The organism is Aminobacter sp. HY435, assembly GCF_027568395.1.
In the GTDB taxonomy this organism is placed as follows: domain Bacteria; phylum Pseudomonadota; class Alphaproteobacteria; order Rhizobiales; family Rhizobiaceae; genus Aminobacter.
This window is the reverse complement of the sequence record NZ_JANKZL010000005.1, coordinates 167,592-187,358: the sequence shown is the minus strand read 5'-3', so window position 1 is coordinate 187,358 and position 19,767 is coordinate 167,592. Positions and strand designations below refer to the sequence as shown.

The 19,767-nt window shown below is 62.2% G+C and carries 21 protein-coding genes; 8 read left to right on the top strand and 13 right to left on the bottom strand.

All coding sequences use genetic code 11. The annotated features are described in order from the left end of the window. Positions 1–44: 44 nt before the first annotated feature. The 4 genes from PCJ21_RS08130 to PCJ21_RS08115 all read right to left on the bottom strand — a co-directional run bounded on the left by PCJ21_RS08130 (position 45) and on the right by PCJ21_RS08115 (position 3,854). The gene (locus PCJ21_RS08130) at positions 45–1,052 is read right to left on the bottom strand and encodes an acyltransferase family protein (protein WP_269930892.1); all 1,008 of its coding nucleotides are present in this window, start codon (positions 1,050–1,052) and stop codon (positions 45–47) included. A gap of 116 nt (positions 1,053–1,168) precedes the next feature. Continuing rightward, complete coding sequence (locus PCJ21_RS08125; protein WP_269930891.1) at positions 1,169–2,029, bottom strand: C40 family peptidase; 861 nt, start codon at positions 2,027–2,029, stop codon at positions 1,169–1,171. Then, entirely contained in the window at positions 2,026–2,376 is a 351-nt protein-coding gene (locus tag PCJ21_RS08120) for a MarR family winged helix-turn-helix transcriptional regulator (RefSeq protein ID WP_269930890.1), read from the bottom strand. The genes PCJ21_RS08125 and PCJ21_RS08120 overlap by 4 nt, the downstream gene beginning before the upstream one ends. 113 nt (positions 2,377–2,489) lie before the next feature. Beyond that, the gene (locus tag PCJ21_RS08115) at positions 2,490–3,854 is read right to left on the bottom strand and encodes a leucyl aminopeptidase family protein (RefSeq protein WP_269930889.1); all 1,365 of its coding nucleotides are present in this window, start codon (positions 3,852–3,854) and stop codon (positions 2,490–2,492) included. Positions 3,855–3,986: 132 nt separating this feature from the next. On the opposite strand from PCJ21_RS08115, the gene PCJ21_RS08110 reads away from it, so the two are divergent. Beyond that, a complete protein-coding gene (locus tag PCJ21_RS08110) occupies positions 3,987–4,799 on the top strand; it encodes a tetratricopeptide repeat protein (RefSeq protein ID WP_269930888.1) in 813 nt (270 codons plus the stop codon). 71 nt (positions 4,800–4,870) lie between these two features. On the opposite strand, the gene PCJ21_RS08105 is transcribed toward PCJ21_RS08110, so the two are convergent. From PCJ21_RS08105 to PCJ21_RS08065, 9 genes are all read right to left on the bottom strand, one after another. Next, a complete protein-coding gene (locus tag PCJ21_RS08105; protein ID WP_269930887.1) occupies positions 4,871–5,887 on the bottom strand; it encodes a type II secretion system F family protein in 1,017 nt (338 codons plus the stop codon). Between the two features lie 4 nt (positions 5,888–5,891). Beyond that, positions 5,892–6,905, bottom strand: coding sequence for a type II secretion system F family protein (locus PCJ21_RS08100; protein ID WP_269930886.1), 1,014 nt, complete (start codon positions 6,903–6,905; stop codon positions 5,892–5,894). Between the two features lie 40 nt (positions 6,906–6,945). Then, positions 6,946–8,442, bottom strand: a complete 1,497-nt coding sequence (locus PCJ21_RS08095) for a CpaF family protein (protein ID WP_269930885.1) — start codon at positions 8,440–8,442, stop codon at positions 6,946–6,948. Positions 8,443–8,471: 29 nt separating this feature from the next. Then, positions 8,472–9,755, bottom strand: coding sequence for an AAA family ATPase (locus PCJ21_RS08090; protein ID WP_269930884.1), 1,284 nt, complete (start codon positions 9,753–9,755; stop codon positions 8,472–8,474). Between the two features lie 26 nt (positions 9,756–9,781). Then, entirely contained in the window at positions 9,782–10,453 is a 672-nt protein-coding gene (locus tag PCJ21_RS08085) for a CpaD family pilus assembly protein (protein WP_269930883.1), read from the bottom strand. 68 nt (positions 10,454–10,521) lie between these two features. Next, entirely contained in the window at positions 10,522–12,084 is a 1,563-nt protein-coding gene (locus PCJ21_RS08080; RefSeq protein ID WP_269930882.1) for a type II and III secretion system protein family protein, read from the bottom strand. Then, on the bottom strand, positions 12,081–12,896 hold the full coding sequence (gene cpaB / locus PCJ21_RS08075) for a Flp pilus assembly protein CpaB (RefSeq protein ID WP_269930881.1): 816 nt from the start codon (positions 12,894–12,896) through the stop codon (positions 12,081–12,083). Before cpaB ends, PCJ21_RS08080 begins: the two co-directional genes overlap by 4 nt. Positions 12,897–13,123: 227 nt before the next feature. After that, positions 13,124–13,645, bottom strand: coding sequence for an A24 family peptidase (locus PCJ21_RS08070; RefSeq protein ID WP_269930880.1), 522 nt, complete (start codon positions 13,643–13,645; stop codon positions 13,124–13,126). Positions 13,646–13,858: 213 nt separating this feature from the next. Continuing rightward, positions 13,859–14,038 carry a Flp family type IVb pilin gene (locus PCJ21_RS08065; protein WP_269930879.1) on the bottom strand — a complete coding sequence of 60 codons (180 nt, stop codon included), beginning with the start codon at positions 14,036–14,038 and terminating at the stop codon, positions 13,859–13,861. Between the two features lie 356 nt (positions 14,039–14,394). Between PCJ21_RS08065 and PCJ21_RS08060 the strand changes: the two genes are divergently transcribed. The 7 genes from PCJ21_RS08060 (at position 14,395) to rpsT (ending at position 19,700) form a co-directional block, all read left to right on the top strand. Beyond that, the gene (locus PCJ21_RS08060) at positions 14,395–14,820 is read left to right on the top strand and encodes a pilus assembly protein N-terminal domain-containing protein (RefSeq protein ID WP_269930878.1); all 426 of its coding nucleotides are present in this window, start codon (positions 14,395–14,397) and stop codon (positions 14,818–14,820) included. Positions 14,821–14,955: 135 nt separating this feature from the next. Then, complete coding sequence (locus tag PCJ21_RS08055) at positions 14,956–15,531, top strand: TadE/TadG family type IV pilus assembly protein (protein ID WP_269930877.1); 576 nt, start codon at positions 14,956–14,958, stop codon at positions 15,529–15,531. A 19-nt stretch (positions 15,532–15,550) separates the two neighbouring features. Then, a complete protein-coding gene (locus PCJ21_RS08050; RefSeq protein WP_269930876.1) occupies positions 15,551–16,240 on the top strand; it encodes a TadE/TadG family type IV pilus assembly protein in 690 nt (229 codons plus the stop codon). A gap of 117 nt (positions 16,241–16,357) precedes the next feature. Then, complete coding sequence (locus PCJ21_RS08045; RefSeq protein ID WP_269930875.1) at positions 16,358–17,596, top strand: phosphopentomutase; 1,239 nt, start codon at positions 16,358–16,360, stop codon at positions 17,594–17,596. Beyond that, positions 17,589–18,479, top strand: coding sequence for a bifunctional DNA-formamidopyrimidine glycosylase/DNA-(apurinic or apyrimidinic site) lyase (mutM, locus tag PCJ21_RS08040; protein WP_269930874.1), 891 nt, complete (start codon positions 17,589–17,591; stop codon positions 18,477–18,479). The genes PCJ21_RS08045 and mutM overlap by 8 nt, the downstream gene beginning before the upstream one ends. A 46-nt stretch (positions 18,480–18,525) precedes the next feature. Next, complete coding sequence (locus PCJ21_RS08035; RefSeq protein ID WP_269930873.1) at positions 18,526–19,299, top strand: enoyl-CoA hydratase; 774 nt, start codon at positions 18,526–18,528, stop codon at positions 19,297–19,299. A 134-nt stretch (positions 19,300–19,433) separates the two neighbouring features. Further along, on the top strand, positions 19,434–19,700 hold the full coding sequence (gene rpsT / locus PCJ21_RS08030) for a 30S ribosomal protein S20 (protein WP_269930872.1): 267 nt from the start codon (positions 19,434–19,436) through the stop codon (positions 19,698–19,700). Positions 19,701–19,767 lie beyond the last annotated feature (67 nt).

Sequence of the window (19,767 nt, the reverse complement as noted above, 5' to 3'; positions counted from 1 at the left end):
CGAACTCCAGGCCCTTGGCATCCTGGTTTATCGCGCCGGCCGCGTCAGGCGGGCGAGAGCGCCCTCTGCCGATACGCCTTGATCGGTCCCTCGACCAATTCGAAGGTCAGTGCCGCAAGCGCGATCGAGACTGGCGCGGTGATCAGCAAGGTGGCTACCGGGTCCATCTGATCGCGCAAGGCGCGGCTGATGGGGTAATGCCAAAGGTAGATCGAATAGGACCAGAGCCCAAGCCTCACCAAGGGCGGCCACTCCAGCAGCGAACTCACGACTGACTTGTGCCCCGCCGCCAGGCACAGCACCAAGCCAGTTGCGGCAAGATCCACGAGGAGGCCGACCACCGTCAGCGTGACCATCGACTTGATGTACAGTGCGGGAAGGACGCCCAGGAGTACCGCGACGGAGGCGAGCAGAATGCCATCGGCCTGCTGTTTCGACGGTCGCCAGGACAGCTGAGCGATTGCCGCTCCGATGAGGAGGCCGCTGCCCCTGGTATCGAACCGGTAATAGGTTCGATACCAGTCCTGCCAGACGATGGCGTCGATCATGCGCCAGGCCGTCGCGACCACGAATGCGACGCCGAGCACCTTGGCGGCACGGGCTCTGCCGAGCCGGACGAGCAGCAGCACGACGACCGGCCAGATCAGATAGAAATGCTCCTCGACCGCCAAAGACCAGGTGTGGCTGAGATATTCGGGAGTGCGCCAGAAGGCCCTTGAATAGTCACTCAGATAGAAGCCTGCGATCAGCACATCGACAAATGTATTGGCCTCGGGAAACACCATGGGCGCCAAGGCCGAGTAGGCCACCAGCATCAACAGCAGTGGAGGCCACAGCCTGAGCATCCGGCGCCAATAAAAGCGTCCAAGCGCGATACGGCCTTCGCGTTCGGCCTCCAAGGTCAAAAGCGACGTGATCAGATAGCCGCTCAAGACAAAGAAGACATCTACCCCGATGAAGCCGCCTTTCAAAAAGGGCAGCTTGCAGTGGAATGCCAGCACGACAAGGACAGCAACCGCGCGTAGTCCATCAAGTGCCGGTTCGTACTTCATGCCGCCGCCCCACCACTACGCACGGCGGAACGCTATCCAGAGAACCTGAACAAACTGCTTAAGCGCAGCCAATTGTCCTGGCGTACTCTATCGGCGACGATGCGTGCGGAGCGGCGTCAGGGCCTGCGAAAACTGGTCGGGCCGCCATAGAGGTAGCCAATGCGGTCGATGGCCTGGCGCAGGCCCTCGCGGGCAACCGTCATGGTGTGGCCGTTGGCGTGGATCATGCTGGCCGCGTCGGTCATGATCGCGACATGGCCCTTCCAGAAGACGAGATCACCACGCTTCAGCCGCGAGAAATCCGCGCCCGCATCGACCGGTTCACCGAGCGAAGCTTCCTGCATGTCGGAATCGCGCAGCACGTCGCGACCGGCCATGCGCATGGAAAGCTGCACCAGTCCCGAGCAATCGGTGCCAAAAGCAGTGAACCCGCCCCAGAGATAGGGCGTGTCGATGAGGCGCTCGGCGACAGCGACGAAGTCGTCCGCGGTGGTTTCGAGCGGCGCCAGATGCTGCAGCACGATCGCCTCGCCCGACGGCAGCACGCCATAGCGGGTGCCGCGCGTCTCGGCGAGATCGGCGATGGCAACCCGCGACCCTATCGACAGCTGCCCGCTGCGCGGAAACTTCATGTCCGGCCCGGGATAGACGAAGGTCCGGAGGGCGGTGACGACATGCGTCGGCTCCGCGCCGCGCGGTGCGAGGTCGGTTGCGGCGACATAACCGACATAGCCGTCGCGCTCGGCCTGCAGCCAGGCAAACCCGTCTGCCTCGTCAAACACCATGACGTCGTCGCCATGCAGCAGCTGGGTGTTGAGCCCAGCGTCGGCGCGCGGCGCCTTGCGCACATCGGCGACGGACGCAGCAATGCGGGCCGGACGGCCGGTCACGAAGCGCTCGGCGGCAACCTCACCCTGAAGCCGGGCATCGGCGATGTCTGATCGAAAAGCGTGCAGGCGGCTGTCGCGGGCGGTCAAATCGGAAGCTCCATTGCTTTGGCGATGATAGCATCGCCCAGTCGCTCGACATAGAGCGCGCCATCGACCGTGCGCCTGATCAGCACGTTGCGCTTGTCGAGCTCGTCGCGGTGACGCGACACGAGTTTGAGCGCGCCCATGGTGTCGAGCGCGCGGGTGATGACCGGCTTGCTGACGCCGAGCCGCGCGGCCAGGCCGCGCACTGTATGCGGCGGCGGGTCGAGATAGATCGTCAGCAGGATCGCCATCTGGCGCAGGGTCAGGTCGGGCGCGTCGTCACGCACCTCCGACAGGGCGAACTGCTGGAGCAGTCTCAGCGATTGGCTCGGGCGCAACGCGATCGGCATTTCGCCAGCATCCACGGCAATTGTTTCGGTTCCGTTTCATTGCCGGAGTTTTCTTGGCGGGGGCGACGCGCGCCCTCCCCCCTTCGCAAGGAGAGGGCGCGCGCCTTGAGGCCTCAACCGAAGCGAGCCGAAATGACCCTTTCCAGCGCCCGGATGGCCTGAGCCTCGCCACCGATGGGGCCGTGCGGCCGCTCGGTCGGATTCCAGGCAAAAATGTCGAAATGTGCCCAGCCGGGCGTCTTCTCGACAAAGCGCTTGAGGAACAGGGCCGCGGTGATCGACCCGGCGAAACCGTCCGTGGTCACGTTGTTCATGTCGGCGATCTTGGACGACAGCTTGGCGTCGTAAGGCTTCCACAGCGGCATGCGCCAGATCGGATCCTCGACCGCCGCGGATGCCGCCGACAACTCGCCGGCGAGCACCTCGTCGCCGGTGTAGAAAGGCGGCAGGTCCGGCCCGAGCGCGACGCGCGCAGCGCCCGTCAGCGTCGCCATGTCGATCAGCAATTCCGGCTGCTCCTCATCGGCAAGCGCCAGCGCATCGGCAAGCACCAGCCGGCCCTCGGCATCGGTGTTGCCAATCTCGACGGTAATCCCCTTGCGGCTCTGCAGCACATCGCCCGGGCGGAACGCATTGGCCGAAATCGAATTCTCGACCGCCGGAATCAGCACCCGCAGGCGGACATTGAGCTTTGCCGACATGATCATCGAAGCGAGACCGAGCACGTTGGCCGCGCCGCCCATGTCCTTCTTCATCAACAGCATGCTCGAGGCAGGCTTGATGTCGAGACCGCCGGTGTCGAAGCACACGCCCTTGCCGACCAGCGTGATCTTGGGCGCGTCCTTCGGCCCCCAGGTCAGATCGATCAGGCGAGGAGCGTCGGCGGAAGCCCGACCCACGGCGTGGATCATCGGGAAATTGTGCTTGAGCAGGTCGTCGCCAACGGTCACGCGCACCTCGGCGCCATGGGCGCCGGCAAGCTTCCGGGCAACCGCTTCCAGCGCGGAGGGCCCCATGTCGTTGGTCGGCGTGTTGACCAGGTCGCGGACCAGCGAGACCGCATCAACCAGCCGGTTCAGCCTGGCCAAATCGACGCCCGCTGGAGCGACAAGCCGAATGTCCTTGCCCGGCTTCTTGCCATAGCGGGTGAAGGCGTACCCACCAAGCGCAACGCCAAGGGCTGCAAGTTCCGGATGCGCCGGTTGGGTTGAGAAGTGCCAGTCGCCTTCCGGCAGGTTGCGCGCCAGCACGCCGAAGCCGAGACCGCTTTCCTGCTGGCCAGTGCCGAACAATGCGCCGGCGATCTTGCCGTCTGTGCCCGGCACTGCCAGAACCTTGCCCGTCTCGCCGGCAAAGCCGTTGGCTTTTGCCCACGCAACTACCGCAGTTGCAAGACCGGAATTCTCCAGTCCATCCTTCGCAACGAGATGGATAGGCAACGCATCCGCGGACTTGTTGTCGAAAAGTTCGACCGGCATTTCGGCTTCCTTCATCTTCGGCTGGCATGCCGCGAGGCGGCCCTTAACCATCCGTTAGGGTTAACAGATTATTTCTCCAAGGCGGGGAAGTGGCCGATTGCGACCACATGCACGAATGGAGAGCTGCCTGCGATGTTGACCAATCGTTGGGTGAACGCAACGGGAAAACGCCTTGTCACAGCGGCATTCGTGACCGCGCTTGCCGCCGGCGTGGCCGGTTGCGGCACCGGCAAGATGACCACCGGATCCATCGGCCGCGGCGGCAAGGCGGTTGACACAATGTCGACCGGGGCGATCTCCGGCTCAGTTGACCAGCTGGGCCGCAAGTACATCAGCGACCCGAACAACAAGCCAGTGGCCATGCAGTACGCCACCTTGCTGCAGGCCAAGGGCCAGGCAGACCAGTCCCTGGCGGTGATGCGCAAGCTCGCGATCGGCTATCCAAAGGACCGCGACGTACTGGCGGCCTATGGCAAGGCGCTCGCTGCATCGGGCGAGTTGCAGCCGGCGCTTGACGCGGTGCGCCGCGCCCAGACGCCGGAATATCCCGATTGGAAGCTTGTCTCGGCCGAAGCCGCCATCCTTGACCAGCTTGGCAAGACCCAGGACGCGCGCGGCCTCTATCGCAAGGCGCTCGACCTCAAGCCGAACGAGCCCTCGGTACTGTCCAACCTCGGCATGTCCTATGTGCTGGAAGGCGATCTGAAGTCAGCGGAAACCTATCTGCGCTCGGCGGTTTCCCAGCCCGGAGCCGACAGCCGGGTGCGCCAGAACCTGGCACTCGCGGTCGGGCTGCAGGGGCGTTTCGACGAGGCCCAGAAGATCGCAAGCCAGGAGTTGTCGCCCGAGCAGGCGCAGGCGAACGTTGCCTATCTCCGCGCCATGCTGGCCCAGCAAAACGCCTGGAACCAGATCAAGGCCGAGGACAAGCCGACCACCAACTGACGCCACACCTGCCGGAGCGCAAAAAGCCGCGTCATCCCCGACGCGGCTTTTGCCTGTCGTAGGCGTTCCGCCTATTCGCTGCTCGACTGTTCCTTGTCGCCCATGAGGCCGCGCTGGCTGACCTGGATGCCGGCCGGGCCGAGGATGATCGCAAACAGCACCGGCAGGAAAAAGAGGATCATCGGGACCGTAAGCTTGGGCGGCAGCGCTGCAGCCTTCTTCTCGGCCGCATTCATGCGCATGTCGCGGCTTTCAGCAGCCAGCACGCGCAGCGCATGGGCAACGGGCGTGCCATAGCGCTCTGCCTGGATAAGGGCCTGCGTCACTGACTTCACTGATTCCAATCCCGTGCGGGAAGCGAGGTTCTCATAGGCCTGGCGCCGCTCGGTAAGGTAGGAGAGCTCGGCATTTGTCAGCACGAACTCCTCGGCCAGATCGACCGACTGCGACCCGATCTCGTCGGCCACCTTGCGCAGAGCCGCCTCCACCGACATGCCCGACTCGACGCAGATCAGCATCAGGTCGAGCGCATCCGGCCAAGCCATCTGGATCGACTGCTTGCGCTTGGTGGCGCGGTTGGAGACGTACAGCACCGGCAGGTAGAAGCCGACATAGGCAAGAACGATACATGCAAAAATCTTGACGAAGAACGGCTTCTCCGCCAGCCCGCCCATGACGAATACGTAGATCGCCCCAAGAACCAGGCCGACGAAGGGCAGGACCAGGCGGAAGAACAGGAAGCGGGTCAGCGGGTTTTGGCCGCGGAAACCGGCAACCTTCAGCTTGTTGAGCGTTGTTTCGTCGACAAGCGCGCGACGCAAGTCAAGCCGTTCGACGATGTTGCGCATGCCAACGGACTGCTGCTCGCGCAATCCCCTGTGCCGACGGTCGCTTTCGGCGGCAAGGCGAATGCGCTGCTTGGCACGCAACTCGTCGCGCTCCAGCGCAACGGCCTTCATGCGACCCTTGAGCGGATTGCCGGTGAGCGAGGGCAGCACAGTAAAGACCGTCGCGAAGACCGCGATCGCTACGAGCAGGGCAATGAGGAAAGAGGGATCGGTGAGCGATTTGACGACTTGGTCGGTCACGTTGCTAGACCTCGAAATTCATCATCTTGCGCATCACGAAGATGCCGATGGCCATCCAGATACCGGAGATGCCCAGGATCAGGTTGCCGGTGCTCGTGACGAACAGCGGCATGATGTAGTTCGGGCTCGAAAGATAGACGAGAAAGGCAACGATGATCGGCAGCGAGCCGATGATGCCGGCTGACGCCTTGGCTTCCATCGAAAGTGCCTGGACCTTGGCCTTCATCTTCTTGCGGTCGCGCAGCACGCGAGACAGGTTGCCAAGTGCCTCGGACAGGTTGCCGCCTGCCTGGCTCTGGATTTGAATGACGATGCCGAAGAACCCAGCTTCGGGGCACGGCATGGTCTCCGGCATTCTCAGTGCAGCTTCGGGAATGGAGATGCCGACCTGTTGCGCCTCGACCATGCGGCGGAACTCGCCGCGCACCGGCTCAGGCGATTCCGAAGCGATGAGGCGGATGCCATCATTGAGAGGCAGGCCCGATTTGACGGCGCGCACGATGATGTCGAGCGCATTGGGAAATTCGTCGAGGAACTTCTTGACGCGCCGCTTGCGGCAAAACGCGACGAACCAGCGTGGCAGGCCGATGGTTCCGGCAACAAGCGCGCCGGGAAGCAGGATCAGCGGCGCCCCCGAAAGGAACACCAGGAACGTGACGACAAGCCCGCAAATGACCGAGTAGACGTAGAAGCGTTCCAGGGTCACCTGCATGCCGGCCTGGCGTATCTGGACGCGCAGCGGCGGCTTCTTGATGTTGCGGTCCTTGGTCTTTTGCTTTTCCTCCAGGTCCTTGAGCGAATCCTGGACGGACTTGCGGCGCTTGGCGACTTCGGCCACGCGATCACGCGACGCCTTTAGCTGGGAGCGATCGTTGTCGGTTTGCCTGACCGTCGCCAGGCGCCTCTCCGTATTGGTCTCGGCCTCCATCCGCTTGAAAAGCAGCGCATAGGCAACCAGACCGGCGCTGAGGCCAGCGAGGGCGACAAAGGCAAGCAACGTGGCATCGAGGCCAAACATGATGCGCTAGTTCCCCACTTCCCGTGCGACGGCCGCCATGTCAGTCGGTGCTCTTTTCCATGGCTTCGAGCGCGGTTGCGAGCCGCGATTCCTCGCCATAGTACCTGGCGCGGTCCCAGAAATGCGGGCGTCCGATGCCCGTGGATACGTGCTGGCCGATCAGGCGGCCGTTCTGATCCTCGCCCTTGATGTTGTAGAGCACCAGATCCTGCGTGATGATGACGTCACCTTCCATCCCGACGACTTCGGTGATGTGGGTGATGCGCCGTGAGCCGTCGCGCAGGCGGGCCGCCTGGATGATGATGTCGACGGAGCCGACGACGATCTCGCGAACCGTTTTCTGGGGCAGGGTGTAACCGCCCATGGCGATCATCGCTTCGATACGGTTGAGGCACTCGCGCGGACTGTTGGAGTGGATGGTGCCCATCGAACCGTCGTGACCGGTATTCATCGCCTGCAGCAGATCGAAGACCTCAGGTCCGCGCACCTCGCCAACGATGATGCGTTCAGGGCGCATGCGCAGACAGTTCTTGACGAGATCGCGCATCGTGACCTCGCCCTCGCCTTCTAGATTGGCAGGGCGGGTTTCCAGACGAACCACATGCGGCTGCTGCAGTTGCAGTTCGGCCGAGTCTTCGCAAGTGATGACGCGCTCCTCGCGGTCGATATAGTTGGTCAGGCAGTTGAGCAGGGTCGTCTTGCCCGAGCCCGTGCCGCCAGAGATGATGATGTTGCAGCGGACGCGTCCGATGATCTTCAGCACCTCCGCGCCATGCTGCGAAATCGCGCCGAATTTGACGAGCTGATCGAGTGTCAGCTTGTCCTTCTTGAACTTGCGGATGGTGAGAGCGGTGCCATCGATCGAAAGCGGCGGCGCGATCACGTTGACGCGCGAGCCATCGGGCAGGCGCGCGTCGCAGATCGGCGAGGATTCATCGACCCGGCGGCCGACCTGGCTGACGATCCGCTGGCAGATGTTGAGCAGCTGCTGGTTGTCACGGAAACGAATGGACGTCTGTTCAACCTTGCCGTTGACTTCGATGTAGACGTTCTTGGCACCATTCACCATGATATCGGCGATCTCGTCGCGGGCCAGCAGAGGTTCCAGCGGGCCGTAGCCAAGAACGTCGTTGCAGATATCTTCCAGAAGTTCTTCCTGCTCGGCGATCGACATCGCGAAGTTCTTGATCGCGATGATGTCGTTGACGATATCGCGAATTTCCTCACGTGCGCTGTCAGGATCGAGCTTGGCGAGTTGCGACAGGTCGATCGTGTCGATCAGCGCCGAAAACACCTGGCTCTTGGTGTCGTAGTAGCTTTCGCTGCGCTCGCGCTGGACCTTTTTCGGTTCGGGTGCAAACGATGGCGTCGCTTCCACCGGACGGCGCTGCGCCATGGCGGGAGCGGGCGTCGTCGCTGCCGGACGCGGAGCGACCAGCGTGTCCGCGGAAGGCCCAGCGGGCGACGGGGCCGTCACAGGCGGACGGAATGCCGGCGTCGAGCGGTTCCCGTCGTCATTGCCTCTTTTGCCAAACATGATCGACTAACGCCTCCGCCGCGCTGGCATCACTTCTTGCGGGCTTTGAGCCGGCCGAGAATTCCAGCCAAGCCGGACTGCTTCTTTGATTTGGCTTCGGACCGCCCGGTCAGGATATGGGCGATCTCGTTGATCGTGCTCACGACCGGGTTTTTTGCATCCATTTCCCCCAGCATGCGCCCGTTGTTGGCAGCATTGCCAAACAGCAGCGGATCAAACGGGATAACCGAAATCGGCGCGATGCCCAGCGGTTCGGCAAAGTCAGCCGCGGAGATTTCGGGACGCTTCGGCATGCCGGCCTGGTTGAGGATGAGCCTCGGCGGTGGATCGTTGGGACGTAGCCGCTTGAGCATGTCCACCAGGTTCTTGGTGTTGCGCAGGTTGGCGAGTTCCGGCGTCGCCGTAATGACCACCTCGTCGGCACGGGTCAGCGTGTTCTTGCTCCAGCCGCTCCAGATATGGGGAACATCGAGCACAAGCAGGGGGGTGCTGCGCTGCGCGGTATCGATGATCGCCGCGAACGCCTCCGCGTCGAAATCGTAGACACGCTCGAGCGTGGACGGAGCCGCGAGCAGCGACAGATTCTCGGCGCATTGGGCGAGCAGGCGATCGAGGTAAACCTCATCGACGCGTTCAGGCGCAAACACCGCTTCCGCGATGCCTTGTGCAGGGTCCTGGTCGAAATTGATGTTGGCGGTTCCGAACGCCAGGTCGAGGTCGGCGACGACCACTTCCGACTTGAACAGGTTCGACATCGCCCAGGCAACGTTGTGGGCGATGGTCGAAGAACCGACGCCGCCCTTGGCGCCAACAAATGCGATTGACCGGCCAATCGGCTCGGCGTCGGGATCGACGAAGATCGAGGAGATGACGCTGACGATGTCGGCGGTCGAAACCGGTGCCACGACATATTCGGAAATGCCAGACCGGATCAGCTCCCGATAAAGCGCGACATCGTTGTAGTGGCCGATGACCACGACCTTGGAGGTCGGATCGCAATATTCGGACAAGGCATGCAGCGCCTCGAGTAGGCTCTTCGGCTCGCGACGGGACTCAAGGATGATCAGGTTCGGCGTCGGTGAGCCGCTATAGACCTCCATTGCCGTCTCGATTCCGCCCATATGCACCTGCAGGTGGGCCTTCGCCATGCGTCGGTCCTCGCCGGCACGGTCGATGGGCCCCGCAACGCTGTCGGTCTCGCAAAAGGCCTGGATCGAGATGCGCGGCACCGGCCGGAGCGCCTGCATCACAGCCATGTCCTGCTGCGAAAGGTCGGCGCCCTCAGCTTGCGAATCGTAGGCCAGGTTGCTCATGTCAGCTTGCTCCAGACTGCATACGATCAGTAGTTGATTTCAGTTCTCGGAGTCGGCGAATAGAACGGCACCTTGCGATAGCCGTCGATCACCACCCCACGGCGTTCCGCGTCGATCGTGGACTGCTTCCGCGGCCCAAGAAGATCAGCCGGGTTGGCGATCTGCGCGGCGAGATTGTTTTGATAAGAACAGCCGAAATTGGCGTAGTGCTTGTTTTCGGCGGTGTTGAGAATGTCCTCGGGCCAGGTTCCGCAGCGATCCGTCTGGGCGCGCATGGCGGTGTAGGTCACGCGCACCGGCGAGGGAACATCGGGCATCGCTGCCTGGTAGCTGGCGATGGCGATCCTGTCGGATGGCACGCCGTTCTTGACGGCGACGCGCCTCAGGCCCTTGGCAGCCGCATTGGCGGCCGCATCGTTGGAAGCGCCTACCGGGACAAGCACCGTCAGGATCGGGGTCGAACGGTGATCGTATTCGCTTAGAAAGCCCTCGAACGTTGCCTGCTGACCCTTGGTCAGGCCGCGTTCTGCAACACCGACGGGGATGTCGATAACCTGGTTCTTTTCGGCGATGACGATCGGATGGTTGGTACGGTAGTCGTCGGGAATCGACCCCACCTTGATGCTGTCCCTGTTCGCGCACCCAGCCAGCAGCGCAACGGCGGCGGCAACCAGAAGCGGACGACCGATGTACGACACTGCCGGAAGCCTCCAGCCGAAGGACTTCGCAGAAACCAAAACGTCCTGATACATGCCCCTACCCCCGCTCACTGGTAGATGAAGCCAACGACGCCGTGATAACGGCCCATCGGCTTGTCGGTTTTCATGGTGCCGTAGACCCGGTTGACACGGCCAAGGAACATGCCCGCGCCATCGCTGGCGGCATTGAAATTGTCGTCGGGCTTGGCCAGCTCATTGCGCGCCACCGGACGGGCCAGATATGGCGTGATGAGGATGACCAGCTCGGTCTCGTTGCGGACGAAATCGCGGCTTCGGAACAGAGTGCCAAGCACCGGCACCTTCGACAGCCCGGGGATTCCGCCGAGTGACTGCCTGATGTCGTCGCGAACAAGGCCCGCGATCATCATCGAACCGCCGGAAGGCAATTCTACAGTGGTGTCGGCGAGACGCTTGCGTATGGAAAGGATGCTCGTGCCGGGCAAGTTTCTGCGCGGATCGAAAATTCCACCGAGCAGGCCAGGATCCTTTCGCGAGGGTCCGGCCTCCAGCAGGACGGCCCCCTCGTTTGTCGGTTCGGAAACGGACGTGCGAACCTTGAGGCTGATCCTTCCGGGCGACAGGACAACGGGCTGAAACTCGAGCCCGATACCGTATTCGAGCTTTTCCATGTCGTAGATGACTTCGCCGGTATCCTTGTCGACGTTGCGGCCACTGACCAGGTTGAATTCACCACCCACCTTGAACGTGGCCTTCTCGCCGGAAACTGCCGTCAGCGTCGGTTCGGCAAGCGTCTTCATCACGCCTGCCTGTTCCATCGCATTGATGTAGCCGTCGATGACGGACGTCCCGAACCCGATGCCCGACGCGGACAAGGGTTTGCCCAGGCCGAAGGAGGCCTCGGAAATTGCCCCCCAGCTGATGCCGTTGGCATCGCCGCCGGCGATCAGATTGACGCCCAGCTGCTTCATGACGTTGCGGCTGACCTCGGCCACGGTGACTTTCAACGTCACCTGGTCGTCACCGGTAATCTGAAGCAGGTTGACGATAGCGCTCTTCTGGCGGGACTGGTCGGGGTTGTTGATGTCGACGCCGGCATTGTCGGAACCGCCCGTCGCGGTCTGCGAATACTGACCGGTCGTCGCCTCGCCGCCGGTGACGAAGATCGTCGCCAGGTCAACGGCTCGCTTGGAATCGAGCGGCGTATCGACGGTGCCAGTCAGCACGACGTTGTCGTTGATCAGCTCGACCTTGATCTGCGAGTTCGGGATGAAGCGCTTGATGTAGTCTTCGAGCCCGGCGACATCGCGCTCGACGGCAAGATCGAGGCTGACGATCTGCTCGCCATTGGGTCCGAAGACGAAAATGTTGGTCTGACCGACAGATTTGCCAAACAGGTAGACGCGGCGCGCCGTTCGCGTGACGGCATCGGCGACACCCGGATTGGCCACCAGAATGTCGTAAGCGTCGCTCGGCAGGTCGATGACCACCGATTTGTTGAGCCCGAGCTTGACGCGCTGGCTGGACGAATTGCCTCCGACCTGCGCCCTGGAGGCTGCCTCGGCAGAAGTCTGCACCGGCAGATTGGGAGCAATTGCGAGGAATGCGACAGCGGTCGCAGCAGTTGCAAGAAGCCTGACGCTAGACCTCATTTCCTTGCTCCCGATTCGGAAATCTCGCCAGATTTGATGAGGCGCACCGTGCCGCGCTTGCCGCTGCCCGAGACCAGGTAATCGGCCTCCGCGAGGTTCTTTTCTTGCGTATCGACGACTGAACGCAACGCCAGCGTCAGACGGTCGGCCATCTGCTGGGCAACCGTGATGATCTCGGCCTGCTGTTGGGTCAGTTCGAGCGTCGCGGTCTCGCCGACCTTGACCTTCTTACCTTCTTCATCCTCCTGGATCGTCTGGTCGATGGCCAGTACGCGAATGTTCTTCAGGATTGTTTCGGTAACGAAGCCGCTGCCCGATTTCACCGCATCGGAACGGCGGGTCATGATGACGTCGACATAGTCGTTGGGAAGAATGAAGCCGCCCGCCGACGTGTCTGCCGAGATTGCGGTCGCTACCGCGAGTTTGCCGGCGGGAAGCACGGAAGACATGAAGCTTTGGCCTTCGCCAACGAGCTTCGACTTGCGCAGCGGTTCGCCACTGAACATGCCCAGGCGGGCGACGGAGTTCTTGAACTTCTCGAGCGCTTCAGGCTCGTCGCTGCGGGTGATGAAATTGGGATTGAGCCCATCGGTCGGCCATTGCTGCCAACCAATATTGCTTTCGACAACACCGCCCATGGGCACGTCGGCAGTCAACACCAGGACATCGGTCAGTGCGATCTGGGGCTGCTGCGGACCAGTCTCCACGACAACCTCCACGGGCGGAGGCACCGACATGTTCTTGGCGACATAGCCTGCGCCGCCCGCAGCGGCGACCGCCACGCCGAGTATCATCAGTCGCGATGCAGCCATTGTCCGAACCTCGCCCTGGCACCCCATCAAGCCAAGCCGGACTTTGCATAGGCAATCGTCAACTTATGGTTAATGCAATCCTTACAAGCGTGATTAATCGTTCGTTACACGCGGAAAAGCGCCACCAGAGCGCCATGCGTCCGAATGGACGCACAAAGGACGCTCTAACGTACTCAGTTGGCGCATCGTGCTTTCCGAAAATCGGATCCGATTTTCGGGCCGATGCGCTAAGGCTTGACGATCTGCTCGATGGCCCAGATCGACAGCGGCGACGAAGGAAAGGCAAGCAGTCCGCCAATCCCCAGTGCGATGCCGTAGGGCACGCCGCCGGACTCGTGCGAGAAGTTCTTGAGGAACATGTTCTGGCCGGCGATTTGCGAAAAGCCGAACGCGCGATACGAAAGGATTGCGATGGTCAACACACCGCCCAGGATCGCCGAGATGAGCAGATAGTCCATCAAGGGGAAGCCAAGCCCCATCCACACGGCCGTGGCGGCAATCAGCTTGGCATCGCCGCCGCCCATACCGCCCAACGCAAATAGCGCGAAGGTGATGGTCAGGAGCAGCGCTCCGGCAGCAAGGTGCATGCCGATCTCGGCCCAGCCCATTCCGGCAAACGGGGCAACAACGAGGAATACGGCCACCAGCAGCAACGGCACGCGGTTGGCGATGGTCATCGACAAGGTGTCGGAGACGGCCGAAAAGACCATGCAAAAGGGAAAGACGACAAAGATCAGTGCTTCAAGCATGGCCAGACATCCAGATCCGCAAAGTCATTCCAGAATAGCTTGGCCGCATTAAGCTTCGGTGAAGCCACGTCACACTGCAAGGTGCGCCGTCTTGCGGATCCAGGAGATGCGGCGCCGTAGACGCCTCGCATCGACCGTCAAGAAAGCAAAAAAGGCTGCCCATGAGCAGCCTTTCCGCCGGCCTTGCCGATACGTGATCGGCAGGACGTCAAATTACTTCGGCTGCGCCTTGGCGAGTTCGCCAGAGATCAGGCCGAACTTTGCCTTCAGCTGGCTGCCGACGGCAGTGGCGCCGCCAATGATAGCGAGTGCGATAAGCGCGGCGATCAGACCGTATTCGATGGCGGTCGCGCCGGATTCATCCTTCACAAAACGTGCGATCAGGTTGGACATCGTAAGCTCCTTGCTCCGTGTTACAGCACTTCCGTCACGATTTCTTTGTCGTTGATCGGATGACTGCAACCTAGCGGGGAGCTCTTTCATTCGACTTAAGAAACAGCCTTACCGAAACCTTTCGGGACGCGTTGACACCTTTTGGTTAACTGCCGGCTAAGCGAAATGGCGATTTTGTCGGCAGTTCGGAGGTGCGTGGAGCCGCAAGGTTTGTGCTGTCCGGGCACCCGACGCGCCCAATCGCAGAACAAGGCATTGCGCCCGATGGTTGCAGGCTCACAAGGCTTAACCCTTGGTTCACCAAAGTCGTTCATGTTCTCTTGAACAATCCAACCCGACAGCCGTCGAGGCAGGCCATGACAATGCAGAGAGTTTTCCTTTTGGGCGCATTTGCGGCTGCGGCTTCCCTGGCCGGCGCGCTGTCCGCGCAAGCGGGCAAAGGGATAGAAGTGACGATGAACCAGGCCAAGATCGTGCGCCTGGCGCGGCCTGCCGACACCATTGTCGTCGGCAATTCTGCAATCGCCGACGCCTCGGTACAGGACTCCTCGACGATCGTACTGACCGGCAAGGGATTTGGGGTGACCAACCTGGTGGTCCTCGATGCCGATGGGCAGCCGATCGTCGATGAACAGGTGACGGTGATCCGGCACGACGCTTCGTCGGTGCGCATCTACAGGCGCTCCGAAATCCAGACGCTCTCATGCACACCCTACTGCGAGAGTTCCTACAAGAGCGATGCCGAACGGATTTCCGAATCCGAGATGAACGCGAGCCAATAGGGACCTCAGACATCCCCTGGCGTGCAAGGTTAGCGCCTGGTTTACAGGTGCTGCGCAATTTTCCGGATCATTCAAACCGAGCTTCAACGGCTTTGCTCTATGGTGCGTCCCGGGGCCACAAGAGGCGGTCGGGACATGGACAACGAGACTGAAGCACGCCAGCATGCCAAGCGCAGCCGCAAGGGCTTCGCCGCACGCTTCATGCGCGATCGAAGCGGCAGCACAGCGATCGAATTCGTCGTGCTGGCAATCCCGTTTTCGCTGCTGGTGTTCGCCATCCTTGAAAGCTGCATCTCGTTTGCCGGCCAGCAGGTTCTGTCGAACGCGACCGACGATCTGGCACGGCAGCTGCGCACAGGCCAGATCAGGGCTACGAACGAACTCAACGAGACGGCCGTGAAGGCGATGCTCTGCAAGAAGCTGGAGGTGCTCGTCGCCAAGGGGTGCCCGGGGCTGCTGGTCGACCTGCGCAGTTATCCAAGCTTTGCCGATGCGGCGAACGTGAAAATCAAGTTCACCAACGACAGGGACATCGACACTACCGGGTTCGAGGTAAAGCCAGGGCTCTCCATGTCGAAGAACATGCTGCGCGTCTTCTACAAATGGCCCGTCATTACGGACTTCATGCGCTCGTGGATGTCGAACCTGAAGGGCGGCCACACGCTGCAGTTTGCCACTGTCATCTGGCAGAACGAGCCATTCAACGACTAACGCATTTTTCGCAATCGCCATGCGCGGTTTCAAGGGTAGGCGCGCCATCGACTGGTGTTCAGCCGCGCTCATGGAAAGGGACAAGATGTCATTCGGTGCGGGGGCACGGTCCATGCTGGAGCAGTGGTGGATGTGCGTGGATTTTTTCGCTCGGGACAAGCGTGGCGTCGCAGCCGTCGAGTTCGCCTTGATCGCCCCACTTCTGATGGCGCTCTACTTCTTGACCATGGAGGTCTCGCAAGCGATCGAGACCAACAAGAAAGTCAGCCGCGTCGGCTCCATGGTCGCGGACCTCATCACCCAGCAGCAAACGATCAAGAGCTCCGAGGTGGACGCGGTGATGAAGATCGGCGAGTCGATCCTGCAGCCCTACAGCCGCAGCACCGGCAAGATTGTCATTACGGCCGTCGAGATCACCGCCGACGCGCCGCCCAGGGCCCAGGTTGCGTGGTCGCGCAAGCTCGTGAACGGGGTGACGACCATCAACGTCCCGGCGGGCACCATCACGAACGTTCCCGATGCTCTCAGGATCGCCGGCAGTTTTCTGATAAGGGTCGAAAGCGACCTCGACTACAAACCCGTGCTCACCTGGGCAGCCGAGAACAAGGCTGCGATCGGCTTGGCCGCATCGTTCGACAGCATCTCCATGGGCGAAATCTACTATCTGCGTCCGCGCATGAGTCAGACGATACCCTGCGCCGACTGCTAGAACGCCCAGCAGGACTGCGCTGCACTGGCGGTATGTCGGGAGCTTGCGCTGTCAGAATTGCCAAGACCTGCGGCAGATCTTATGTCTGCCTCATTGGCAACCGAAAGCCGGCAATAGATGGCGCGTGCATTCATATTCGTCCTGGATTCCTTTGGCATGGGCGGCGCAGCCGATGCCGAGCGCTTTGGCGATGTCGGCTCCGACACATTCGGCCACATCGCGAAAGCCTGCGCCAGCGGCCGCGGCGACCGCGAGGGTCTGCGCCACGGGCCGCTCATTCTGCCCAACATGGTGTCGCTCGGGCTTGGCCGCGCAGCCAAACTTGCCAGCGGATTCGAATTCGCACGCGAAGCCGGCTTGCTGCCGGGCGCCTTCCATGGAACGGCACAGGAGATCTCGAGCGGCAAGGACACGCCATCGGGGCACTGGGAAATCGCTGGCCTTCCAGTCACCTTCGACTGGGGCTATTTTCCGCAGACCGTGCCCGCCTTCCCTGCCGCGCTGACCCAAGCCATCGTTCGCGAGGGCAAGGTGCCGGGCATACTGGGCGATTGCCATGCCTCCGGCACCGAGATCATCGAGCGGCTGGGCGAGGAGCATATCCGGACAGGCCGGCCGATCTGCTACACGTCGACGGACTCGGTGCTGCAAATCGCCGCCCACGAAGGCCATTTCGGGCTCGAGCGCCTCTACGAACTCTGCGAAGTCGTGCGCCGTCTGGTCGACCCGCTCAACATCGGCCGTGTCATTGCGCGGCCCTTCGTCGGTGAAAGCAGCGCCACATTCGAACGCACACCCAACCGCAAGGACTACGCGACGCCGCCGCCTGAGCCGACACTGCTCGACCGGCTGACGGCACGCGGCAGCAAGGTCATCGCCATCGGCAAGATCGGCGACATCTTCGCCCATCGCGGCATATCGGAAGTGCGCAAGGCCGCAGGCAACATGGCGATGTTCGACAAGGCGCTCGGCGCGATGGACGGCGCGGGCGACGGCGACTTCGTCTTCGCCAACTTTGTCGACTTCGACAGCGAGTTCGGCCACCGGCGCGACGTTCCGGGTTATGCAGCAGCGCTTGAAGCCTTCGACAAGCGCATCCCGGAAGCCCTCGCCCGGTTGAAAGGAGGTGACATTCTGATTTTCACCGCCGATCATGGCAATGACCCGACCTGGCGCGGCACCGATCATACCCGCGAACGCATCCCGGTGCTGGGCATGGCTCCAGGCTTTTCCGGGGGCGACATCGGCCTCAGACCGACTTTCGCCGACATCGGCGAAACGGTCGCCGAGCATCTTGGCCTTGCACCCGGACGCCACGGCCACTCTTTCCTCAAGACGATCGTGACCAATGCCTGAGTTGCCCGAAGTCGAAACAGTCCGGCGCGGCCTGCAGCCGGTATTCGAGGGCGCGCGCATCGACCGCGTCGAGACCCGCCGGCCCAATCTGCGCTATCCTTTTCCCGAACGCTTCGGCGACCGGCTCGAAGGCCGCAGGGTCAGTTCGCTCGGCCGTCGGGCCAAATATCTCGTCGCCGACGTCGAGGACGCGCCGTTGCTGATCTGCCACCTCGGCATGTCCGGCTCGTTCCGCGTCGAGACCGACGAGCAGGCGGCAACGCCCGGCGTCTTCCACCACGAGCGATCGAAGGCCGAAACCCACGACCATGTCGTGTTCCATCTCACCGATACCACCGGAACGCCGGCGCGGATCGTGTTCAACGATCCGCGCCGCTTCGGCTTCATGCTGTTTGCCGAACGCGACGGCGCGGAGCATCCGATGCTGTCGGGCCTGGGTGTCGAACCCACCGGCAACACGCTTGACGGCGTGTTGCTGGCCGAGTTGTTCAGGGACAAGAAAACCCCGCTCAAGGCGGCCCTGCTCGACCAGCGGCTGATCGCCGGGCTGGGCAACATCTATGTCGCGGAGGCGCTGTGGCGTGCCGGCCTGTCGCCGACACGCCCAGCCGGGACCATCGCCGGCCCAGGCAAGGTCGCGCGCGAGCGGGCGGAGCTTCTCGCCACGTCGATCCGCGAGGTGATCGCCGACGCCATCGCCGCCGGCGGCTCCTCCCTGCGCGACTATGTCCATACCGACGGCTCGCTCGGTTACTTCCAGCATTCGTTTTCGGTCTACGACCGCGAGGGCGAAGCTTGCGCGCACAGCGGCTGTGCCGGCCATGTCGAACGCATAGTGCAAAGCGGGCGCTCAACCTTCTATTGCCGCCAGTGCCAGCGGTAAGCTAGAGCGAAGGCATATCGCCAGAAGCAACGAGGAGAGCCGCGAGATGGCCTATGAAACGATCATCACGGAAAGGCGCGGCAAGGTCGGGCTGATCACGCTCAACCGGCCGAAGGCGCTCAATGCACTCAACTCCCAGGTGTTGGCCGAGCTGCTCGCCGCCACCCGTGAACTGGACGCCGACAACGGCATTGGCGCCATCGTCATCACCGGCTCCGAAAAGGCCTTCGCCGCCGGCGCCGACATCAAGGAGATGCAGGCCAAGACCTATGTCGAGGCTTATCTCGAGGACTTCTTCTCCGGCTGGGAGGCGTTCGCCGCAACCCGCAAGCCGATGATCGCGGCAGTCGCCGGCTATGCGCTGGGCGGCGGCTGCGAACTCGCCATGATGTGCGACTTCATCATCGCCGCCGACACCGCCAAGTTCGGCCAGCCCGAGATCACGCTTGGCGTCATGCCCGGCATGGGGGGGTCGCAGCGGCTGACCCGTTTCGTCGGCAAGTCGAAGGCAATGGACATGTGCCTGACCGGCCGCATGATGGATGCGGCCGAGGCCGAGCGATCGGGACTCGTCTCGCGGGTCGTGCCAGCCAGCGAACTGATCGACGAAGCGATGAAGGCCGCAGCCAAGATCGCCGCTTTCTCGCTGCCTGCCGTGATGATGTGCAAGGAAGCCGTCAATCGCTCCTATGAGGTGACGCTGGCCGAGGGACTGCGCTTCGAACGCCGCGTGTTCCACTCGATGTTCGCGCTCGAGGACCAGAAGGAAGGCATGGCCGCCTTCGCCGAGAAGCGCACTGCGAATTTCCACAACCGCTGATCTGAATCGCGTTGACGCAACGGGCAAGCTGAACTATAAGCCCACCAACCGAGGCGGCCTATGGGGCGCCCGAATGATTTTTGCGCACTGCGGCAAGCCGTTCGCGCCCACCATAGAGATCAAAGAGAGGCACCATGGCCAATACCTCCTCGGCCAAGAAGGCAACGCGTAAGATCGCCCGTCGCGCAGCGATCAACAAGAACCGCCGGTCGCGCGTCCGGACCTATGTCCGCCAGGTCGAAGAAGCTCTGGCTTCGGGCGACAAGGCGAAGGCAGAAGCAGCCTTCTCGGCAGCCCAGCCGGAATTGATGCGCGCCGCCACCAAGGGCGTGCTGCACAAGAACACCGCCTCGCGCAAAGTTTCGCGTCTGGCGCAGCGGGTCAAGGCGCTTTCCGCCTAAGCCCTGCAAGCAATTGGATTTCTGAACAACCCGGCCTAACCAGCCGGGTTTTTCTTTGTTCAAAAAT